General features: G+C 72.3%; 9 protein-coding genes and 1 tRNA gene. 1 reads left to right on the top strand and 9 read right to left on the bottom strand.

Going from position 1 to position 8,105, the window contains the following annotated elements; translation table 11 throughout:
• The 5 genes from M0R80_30065 to M0R80_30045 form a co-directional block, all read right to left on the bottom strand.
• The coding region (locus M0R80_30065; protein MCK9463884.1) for a putative metal-binding motif-containing protein at positions 1–1,542 on the bottom strand (1,542 nt) is incomplete at its 3' end.
• Positions 1,542–2,306, bottom strand: a complete 765-nt coding sequence (locus M0R80_30060; GenBank protein MCK9463883.1) for a tetratricopeptide repeat protein — start codon at positions 2,304–2,306, stop codon at positions 1,542–1,544. The genes M0R80_30060 and M0R80_30065, both read right to left, overlap by 1 nt.
• A 49-nt stretch (positions 2,307–2,355) precedes the next feature.
• The gene (locus M0R80_30055; GenBank protein ID MCK9463882.1) at positions 2,356–2,700 is read right to left on the bottom strand and encodes a PilZ domain-containing protein; all 345 of its coding nucleotides are present in this window, start codon (positions 2,698–2,700) and stop codon (positions 2,356–2,358) included.
• A 9-nt stretch (positions 2,701–2,709) separates the two neighbouring features.
• Positions 2,710–3,357: a hypothetical protein gene (locus M0R80_30050; GenBank protein ID MCK9463881.1), complete on the bottom strand. Its 648-nt coding sequence runs from the start codon at positions 3,355–3,357 to the stop codon at positions 2,710–2,712.
• Positions 3,354–4,772, bottom strand: coding sequence for a hypothetical protein (locus M0R80_30045; GenBank protein MCK9463880.1), 1,419 nt, complete (start codon positions 4,770–4,772; stop codon positions 3,354–3,356). Before M0R80_30045 ends, M0R80_30050 begins: the two co-directional genes overlap by 4 nt.
• Positions 4,773–5,292: 520 nt before the next feature.
• On the opposite strand from M0R80_30045, the gene M0R80_30040 reads away from it, so the two are divergent.
• Positions 5,293–5,646, top strand: a complete 354-nt coding sequence (locus M0R80_30040; protein ID MCK9463879.1) for a hypothetical protein — start codon at positions 5,293–5,295, stop codon at positions 5,644–5,646.
• Between the two features lie 138 nt (positions 5,647–5,784).
• Here M0R80_30040 and M0R80_30035 read toward each other — a convergent pair whose 3' ends face one another.
• From M0R80_30035 to M0R80_30020, 4 genes are all read right to left on the bottom strand, one after another.
• Positions 5,785–6,210, bottom strand: a complete 426-nt coding sequence (locus tag M0R80_30035; GenBank protein MCK9463878.1) for a hypothetical protein — start codon at positions 6,208–6,210, stop codon at positions 5,785–5,787.
• Positions 6,211–6,366: 156 nt separating this feature from the next.
• A complete protein-coding gene (locus tag M0R80_30030) occupies positions 6,367–6,936 on the bottom strand; it encodes an HDIG domain-containing protein (GenBank protein MCK9463877.1) in 570 nt (189 codons plus the stop codon).
• On the bottom strand, positions 6,936–7,865 hold the full coding sequence (locus M0R80_30025; GenBank protein MCK9463876.1) for an HDIG domain-containing protein: 930 nt from the start codon (positions 7,863–7,865) through the stop codon (positions 6,936–6,938). The genes M0R80_30030 and M0R80_30025 overlap by 1 nt, the downstream gene beginning before the upstream one ends.
• 23 nt (positions 7,866–7,888) lie before the next feature.
• Positions 7,889–7,964 (bottom strand) — tRNA-Val (locus M0R80_30020).
• Positions 7,965–8,105: the final 141 nt, after the last annotated feature.

The following is an 8,105-nucleotide window of genomic DNA, read 5'->3' as shown; positions in this document are numbered from 1 at the left end:
GCACGGTACCGACTGGCGGATCGTGCCCGGATCCGTGTCGGCGAACGCGGCGACCCAGGCGCCGGCGCCCGTGGCCGCGAGCGACGGCCAGAAGGAACCGTCCACGTCCCCCGCCGTGGCGTCGGCGGGCGAGATCCGCTGCGGGAACCCGGCGGCGTTGGCCCAGGCGTCGGCGGCGAGCTCGATCTCGGCCGCGAAGACCTCGAGATCGCCGTCCGAGGACGCGTCCTCGCGCGCCCACGCCACCGCGTAGGCGTCCGCGCCGATCACCGCGAGCGAGAGGCCGTCGACGGCGTCGGTCGCGGAGCTCACCTCGAAGGAGCTCACCTCGAAGGAGCCGGCCGGGGAGCTGTGCATGTCCTGCGCCTCGAGCTCGACGGTCCGCGAGGTGTCGCTGTACGCCGCGGCGAAGCTCGCGACCCAGCCCGATCCGGCGCCGTCCCACGCGATCCGGGGGGTCGTCACCTCGGTGGCCGTGCCCGAGCCGAGCGCGACGGCCGTCCCCGCGGTCACGGTCCCGGCGCCCTCGTCCGCGGTCAGCTCCATCACGGTCGCCACCGGGTCCGTCGACGCGCCGTCCGCGACCCACACGACCCAGAAGCCGCCCGCGGTGCCGCCCGCCGCGACGTCCGGCGCCCTGCCGACGGCGCCCGCGCCTCCCGAGGCGGTGAAGTCGAGCGCGTCGTCGATCGTCGCGCCGTCGCTCCCGACGACGGCCGCGAGCACCGCGCCGGCCCCGTACACGCCGCGCTGCCAGACCACGGCCGCGAGCCCGCCGCCCGCGGCGATCCCCGCCGGCCCGATGGCGCCCGCCGCGTCGAGCTCGAGGGGCCCGGCGATCGCGGCGAGGTCCGTGAGGCCGTCGCAGTCGTCGTCGACGGCGTTGCATGGCTCGGCGGCGCCGGGGTGGATCGCGCCGTTCTCGTCGTCGCAGTCGTCGCCGCCGCAGTCCTCGTCGAGGTAGGTGTCGGCGTCGTTGTCCGCGGTCGCGACGAGGAAGTCCGCGCACTCGCCGTCGGTCGGATCGCACGCGGTCTCCATGCACGGCAGCCCGCTCTGCTCGCAGAAGACTACGTTGCCCGGCAGGCAGCCGCTCAGGGGATCGCACTCCTCGTCCGCCGCGCACGCGACGGGATCGCACGCCTCGTTCTCGATGCACGGGTTCTCGCTCTCGCAGGACGGGTGATCCGGGTCGTGCACGCAGCTCCCGAGGACGCACGAGTCGATCGTGCAGGCGACGTCGTCGTCGCAGTCCCCGGTCACCTTGCACTCGTCGCCGGTCGGGACGCAGCCCTCCTCGACGTCGCAGATCTCGAGGTACCCGCACAGCGAGTTGTCGGGCGTGTGCGTGCAGCTGCCGTCCTCCCGGCAGAGGTCGCCCGTGCACGCGATCCCGTCGTCGCAGTCCGCGTTGCCGGTGCACGGCGGCGGGCCCGAGTCCACGGGCGTGCCCGCGTTCAGCGCGTCGGGATCCAGCGCGAGCGAGCAGGAGCACGCCGCGGCGCACGCGGCCAGGGCGACGATCCGTTTCAGGGCGCGCATCAGAACCTCCCCTGGAGCAGCAGGCCGCCGCCGTCCGGCGCCGCGAAGGCCGCGGCCTCGATCCCGACGGCCTCGTCGCCGCGCTCCTCGTGCCGCGTCTTGAGCAGCCACCACAGGAAGCCGGCGGCGACCGCCGCGCCGCCCACCGCGAACTGGAGGTCCGCGGCCAGCGCCACGCCCCGCAGGTTGTCGACCTTGTCGTCGGAGCAGTCGGGCGAGCAGGTGGACTCGAGATCCTGGTGCGTCCTGTACGCCGAGCCGGCCGTGATCGCGCCGGTCACGACGACGAGACCGCCGAGGCTCATGAGGAGGATCGGACCCGTGTGCGGGCTCCTCTTCGGCTCGCCGTCACCTGCGCCGCCGGCCCCCTCGTCGTCCGGCGGCGGCGCCGGGGAGAGCTTCGCCGGGGCGGCGGCCGGCTGGGCCGCGGGGGCCTCGGCCTTCCCTTGGAGCGCCTCGAGCCGCGCCTTCACCTCGGCGGCGTCCTCGGCGTCCGGCTTCTCCTCCAGGTAGAGCCTGTAGTACGCGATCGCCTTGTCGCGATCGCCCACCTTCTCGGCGCAGACGCCGAGGTTGTAGAGGAGGTCGGTCTTCGAGGACAGGTTGTACGCCTCGGTGAACGCCGCGAGCGCCTCGGCGAACCTGCCGGCGTCGAACGCGGCGACTCCCGCCTTGTAGTGCTCCGCGGCCGCGGCCTCCTCGGCGTGCGCGGCGGCGGCGAAGAGGAACGCGGCGGCGAACCATGCGACTCTCGACGGGACCATCGTGACTCTCCTCTCCGGCGGCCTCGGGCGGTGCGGGCCGGGCGCGGGCCTACGAGCCGAGCTGTGAAAGGAAGTGGGAGATCACCTGCGTGCCGCGATCGTCGACGTCGATGAAGCGCATGCCGGCCGACGTGCCGCCGTCCTCCCGCTCCGAGCACCAGACCACGGACGCCTTGACGTTCAGCGGCTCCGCGTCCGGATCCTCGATCCCGTCGGACACCAGGAAGAGCGACACGCCGACGGTCGCGTCCTCCTCGAGCGGGGTGCTCAGATCGAAGCAGACCCCGGTCTCGCTCAGGTTCCTCGTCTTCGCGGAGAGCACCGCGCCGGGCGTGTACACCTCGGCCGCGACCTCCACGCTGTACCGTGCCGCTTGGCGATTCTCGATGCCCATCTTCCCTCGTCATCGACGCCCGGCGTCGACGGATCTCCGTTTCAGGTTGCGGGACAGAAGCCCGCCTGTCAAGGCGTCGATCACCGCCGTGAGCTCGTCGATCCGGATCCTGCGCGCGATCGCCTCCTCGGCGGTCGTCGCCGGCAGGAGCAGCTCGGTCAAGAGGAGCTGCCGCCGCTCGAAGTAGGCGCCCACCAGCATGGTCAGGAGCGCCTCGCGGCGGTCGGCGCGATCCCCGAGGAGGTCGTAGACGCGCACCTCGTCCGGGTCGAAGACGAGCTCGTTGAGCTTCCACTCGGCCGACGCGCTCAGGCCGATCCCGCGGTCGGTGTCCGCGCCCCAACGATCCGGTTCGTCCTGGTAGCGGTCGAGGCTCTCGTCGCGGCCGACGTCGCGATCGACCGAGAGCTTGATCGCCGGCAGCGCGGCCGCCGCGTGGACCGACGCCGGGAGCCGGCGCACGGACTCGGCGTCCGCGTCGGCCCTCCTGAGCGCGGCGCGCTCGAGCGCGGCGAGGCTCGGCTCGTCGGGGAGGAGGACGAGCGCCTCCTCGACGCGGCGCATCGGCGGCGGCTCGGGGCCGGCCTCCTCGGCCCCGGCCGAGGAGCCGCACAGGGCAGCTGTGAAGGACACGAGGACGGCGATGGATCTGATCATTTCTTCTTCTCCTTTTCGTCGGGCGCTCGCCCGTTGATGCCTGCGATCCGCGCCGACGCCGCCTCGGCGGCCATGGACGCCGAGAGCGCCTCCGCGACGCCGCGCGCCGCGGCCAGAGCCGCTTCCGCGCGGGCGAGCTCGGCGTGCAGCTCGACGGCGCGGGCGAGGCGCTTCTCCTCGCGTTTCGCGTGCCGCTCCACCCGGGCCTCGCACCTCCCGTCCGCCGCCGGGCGCCCGAGATCCCATCTCAAGGTCAATCCGACGGCCAGCCACGATCGCGATCCGGCCGTCAAGGTCGCGCCGTCCGCGGCGCGCGACGCGACCTCGCGGAGCCCGAAGCCGAAGGACAGTTTCGCGTCGGGGAGCAGCGCGGCGACGGGGCGCGCGCACGGCGGCGGCGGCCGGCGTGAGAAGTCGACCGCCGATGGTGGGAGTGGCGCCGGAGGTGGGCCGGCGGCAGACGCGGCGTCGTGCGCCTTCGGAGAGATCGGCCCGAGCTCCGCGCCGAGCCAGAGGCGCCCGAGCGCGTCCGCGGCGATCGCGCGCGCCGCGACGAGCCGCGATCCGCCGGCGCTCGAGATGCCGTGCCAGCGCCCCTCCGAGAGGGCGAAGAGCGCGCCGTCCGCGAACGCCAGGAGGCTCGTGCGCGCCGGCGCCCGCGCCGCGAGCGGCGTCTCGACCCCGTCGGCGAGCCGGGAGATCGCCCCGCGACGTGCCGCGTACACCGCCCCGTCGACGGCGCTCACGGCGATCGCGTCCGCAGGCGGCCCGATCACGCGCACCGCGATCTCGCCGCCCGTGCCGGTGGAGAGCTCCGCGATCCCGCGGGCGCCGGGGACGACGACGGCGTCCGATCCCGGGAGCGGCGCCGGTGCGACCGATCCCGCGAGCGGGACGATCCGCGCCGCGCGGCCGACTTCCGCGACGATCAGGCGATCGCCGGCCGCGACCCAGAGCCGGGAGGCCGCGTCGAACGCGAGCCCGAGGGCGGCGGCCCCGCGCTCCTCGTGCACCTCGATCCGGCCGCCGAGCTCCGCCACCCACCTCCCGTCGCGCGCCGCGGCCCAGTCCCCGCGATCCGCGACCGCGAGGGCGAAGCGCCCGCCGGCGGGCGCGCCCGGCTCCTCGGCCTCCTCCGCCTCGCTCTCCTCTGCGCTCTCCTCTTCGCCCGTCGCCGCCGCGGCGGTCCGGCCGAAGAGCGGCTCGACCCTGCGGATCGCGCGCCACGTGGCGCCGCCGTCCCGCGTGAGCCACACGGCGCCGTTCACGATCGCGGCGGCGACGTCGGGGTCCGAGGGCGCGCACGCGAGGCCGTCGACCGGCCCGACCGGCCGCCCGAGCGCGGACGCGGACGCGGCGTCGGGCGCGGCGATCGCCGCGAGGAGCACGAGCGCTGTCAGGATCGCGGAACGCACGCTCCTGAATCGGCCGTTTCGGGAAAAGGTTGCCGGAAATCGACGCGGAAGGTCGGAGAAAGGCGATCAGACGCAGGTCATGTCGTCTCGTCGGCGCGCTATCATCGACGACGTATTCGTCCTGAGGGAGGCACTGTTGTCAGCACGACACAGGGTGTGAATTCAATTCACACCCCCGCCGCGTCACGACGCACTCGGGATGCCTCCCGAGGCAGCCGAGGTGCGAGGAGGCGCGCCCGAGGTGCGGGGGGCCGCATTCGAGATGCGAAGAGGCGCAGCCGGGATGCGAGGAAACGCAGCAGTGGTGCGGGGGGACGCATTCGAGATGCGGGGAGCCGCACCCGAGGTGCGAAGAGCCGCACCCGAGGTGCGAGGAGCCGCACCCGAGGTGCGAGGAGCCGCACCCGAGGTGCGACGAACGGCATTGGCATCACGATTGCAATAGCCCCCGAGCGATGGTCCAAACGCGCGCGGACCGGAAGAACAAACGACCGGAAGGTCACAACGAAAGGAACGTCCCATGAAAGCGAAGCAGCAGTACCATCCTTCGAAGATGTTCGACGATCTCCTGGAGGCCCTGGTCGTCCTGATCCAGACCAGGCACTGGGAGCTCAGCGGCGTGGACCTCGGCCAGCTCGAGACGGACGTCGATGCCCAGCGCGCGGAGCGCGTCGAGCACGACAGGGCGCAGGGCGAGTTCCTCGCGCTGCACGAGCGGTTCGCCCAGGCGCAGGACGCGCGCTACCAGAGGTACGCGTCGGCGCTCGCCGTGGCCCGCAGCGTGTTCCGCAACGACGCGGCCGTGATGGCCGAGCTCCAGCGGTTCAAGCGCGCCTTCAAGAAGGCCCGGAAGGTCTCCGAAGAGGCTGCGTAAGCGCCTGACCGCCCGCCCAAAGCCTGGGTACCCCACCCAGCGGTCTTGTCTTCCCGATTATCGACTCGCATCGAGAGAGGTAAAAAAAAGGCCCCGCACATCGTGCAGGGCCCTTTGTTTTTCAGACCAATTCGACGACTAGATGCAGCTCATGAAGTCGTTCGTCGAGTCGTAGCAGCAGGACAGACCTTCGGTGGCGCAGTCGCCGCCCGACAGGGTCGTGCCGTCGTCGCAGTAGTAGATGTTGGAGCCGTCGCAGCAGCCGAAATACGAATCGACGATGTCGTCACAGCTCGCCGGCGTGCCGTCGCAAGCGACGTACTCGGCCTCTTCGGTGCAGTCGGCATCGCTGTCCGTGTCGGTATCCGTGTCCGTGTCGGAGTCGGTGTCGCTGTCGGTGTCGCTGTCGGTGTCGCTGTCGCTGTCCGAATCGCTGTCGCTATCGGAGTCGCTGTCGCTGTCCGAGTCCGCGTCGCTGTCCGAGCTGGAGTCGTCACCGCCGCAGGCCACGTAACCGAAGCTCAGAACCAGCGCGCTAAGAACCACCCAAAACATCTTCGTCATTTTCTTCTCTCCTCTTTTTTCCGCGTGCACTTCGCAGCGCGGATAAATCACTGGCCCGTTATGGAACCGTTGGTTGAGACGGGGAATACTAGCATTCATTCAAACTTCGTCAAGTAACCAATTTTTCAACGAAAAATCACTCTGTCCGATGCATGATCAGCCGTTTTGCGCCGCGCCGCCGAGGCCGATCGCGTCCCGGACGCCGTCCATCGCCGCGACGCACGCGGCGAGGAAGTCGTCGAGCCCGATCCCGAGCTCCGCCTCGCACGCCGCGATCTGCTCGCGCTTCACCCCGGCCGCGAACCGCTTGTCCTTCATCCGCTTCTTGACGCTCGACGCCGGGAGGTCCGACGTGCTCCGCGACGGCCGGATGAGCGCGGTCGCGGTGACGAACCCGGTCGTCGGGTCGACGACCCACAGCGCCTTGGCCATCCGCGTGACGCGCGGCGCCTTGTCGTTGTGGCCGAGCACCGCGTCGACGACCGCCTCGGGCGCGCCCGCGGCCCGCAGCACCTCGGCGCCGACGAGCGTGTGCCGCTCGAGGTCGTGCGCGCACTCGTCGAGGTCGATGTCGTGGACGAGCCCCGCGAGCCCCCACAGCTCCGCGTCCTCGCCGAAGCGGGCGGCGAGCGCGCGCATGCACGCCTCGCACGCCAGGCTGTGGGCCAAGGTCGGCCCGTCCCCGAGCCGGCTCCTCACGAGCTCCAGAGCTTCCTCTCGCCGCATCACTCCGCCTCCTCGCTCCGGGGGCGCCCGTCGAGCAGCCCCGGGTTGTTCCTCACGTACTCGAGGTAATGATCGTGCTCGCGCTGCGCGCCGAGGCGGCCCTGCTCCACCTCCTCGCGGAGCCGCTCCATCAGGCGCCCGAGCCCGGGCCCCGGCGCGATCCCGAGCGCGGAGATGAGCGCCGTGCCGAGCCCCTTGGGCAGCGGCGCCGGCTTCGCGTCCTCGGCGGAGAGCAGGGCGATCCTGTCGGCGAGCAGCCCGATCTGCCGGAGCCCCCGCCGGACCTTCTCCGCGTACTTGCTCGTGATGTCCGCGCGCGCGAGGTCCAGGAGGTCGTCGAGGTTCGCGCCCGCGTCCCGCGCGAAGCGGCGCACCGCGGAGTCGGTCCACGCGTCCTCGTAGGCCGCCGCGCGGAGGTGGCCGGCGATGAGGAACCGGAGCCGCTCCCGCTCGTCCTCGCCGAACGGCAGCCGCCGCGCGATCCTGTCGAACATGCGCGCGCCGATCTCGGGGTGCCCGATGAACGACACCGTGCCGTCGGTCTCGAACCGCCGCGTCGCCACCTTGCCGATGTCGTGGAGCAGGCCGGCCCAGCGGACGACGAGCCGGGCCGGGGTCTGGCGCACGACCTGCAAGGTGTGCGCCCAGACGTCCTTGTGCCGCACCCCCTCGCCGAAGCCGACGAGCGCCGCCGCCTCCGGGAGCACGGCCGCGAGCACGCCGGAGCGCACGAGGACCGCGAGCCCCCGGTCCGGCCGCGCGGCGAGCAGGACGCGGTCGAGCGCCTCGCGCAGAGCCTGCGGCGGCATCGGATCGGCGAGCACCGCCGGGGCGGGTTCGCCGGTCGCGGCCTCGAGCGCGGCGGCGAGCTCCTCCGCGGCGCCCGGCGGCGCCGTGAACGCGCGGTTCTGGTTGTCGTCGAGCTTCATGGGCGAGCCGGCGATCCCTGCGATGGTGGGCGATCCCAGATTTGAACTGGGGACTTCCGCCGTGTGAAGACGGCACTCTGACCGCTGAGTTAATCGCCCAAATTCCGCAGCGGAGTAGCACAGGGAGCCCGCGCGATCAAGCCTCACCCCTGCCCCTCTCCCGTTGGGAGAGGGAATGAGGAGACCGACGTGCGATCACGGCCCTCACCCCTGCCCCTCTCCCGTTGGGAGAGGGAATGA

Source organism: Pseudomonadota bacterium (genome assembly GCA_023229365.1).
Taxonomy (GTDB): Bacteria; Myxococcota_A; Polyangia; order JAAYKL01; family JAAYKL01; genus JALNZK01.
This window is presented reverse-complemented; position numbering and strand designations above follow the sequence as displayed.

Excerpts from the sequence above, each read along its gene's own strand:
- M0R80_30060 (MCK9463883.1), bottom strand. The coding sequence starts at position 2,306 with ATGGTCCCGTCGAGAGTCGCATGGTTCGCCGCCGCGTTCCTCTTCGCC.
- M0R80_30055 (MCK9463882.1), bottom strand. The coding sequence starts at position 2,700 with ATGGGCATCGAGAATCGCCAAGCGGCACGGTACAGCGTGGAGGTCGCG.
- M0R80_30050 (MCK9463881.1), bottom strand. The coding sequence starts at position 3,357 with ATGATCAGATCCATCGCCGTCCTCGTGTCCTTCACAGCTGCCCTGTGC.
- M0R80_30040 (MCK9463879.1), top strand. The coding sequence starts at position 5,293 with ATGAAAGCGAAGCAGCAGTACCATCCTTCGAAGATGTTCGACGATCTC.
- M0R80_30035 (MCK9463878.1), bottom strand. The coding sequence starts at position 6,210 with ATGACGAAGATGTTTTGGGTGGTTCTTAGCGCGCTGGTTCTGAGCTTC.
- M0R80_30030 (MCK9463877.1), bottom strand. The coding sequence starts at position 6,936 with ATGCGGCGAGAGGAAGCTCTGGAGCTCGTGAGGAGCCGGCTCGGGGAC.
- M0R80_30025 (MCK9463876.1), bottom strand. The coding sequence starts at position 7,865 with ATGAAGCTCGACGACAACCAGAACCGCGCGTTCACGGCGCCGCCGGGC.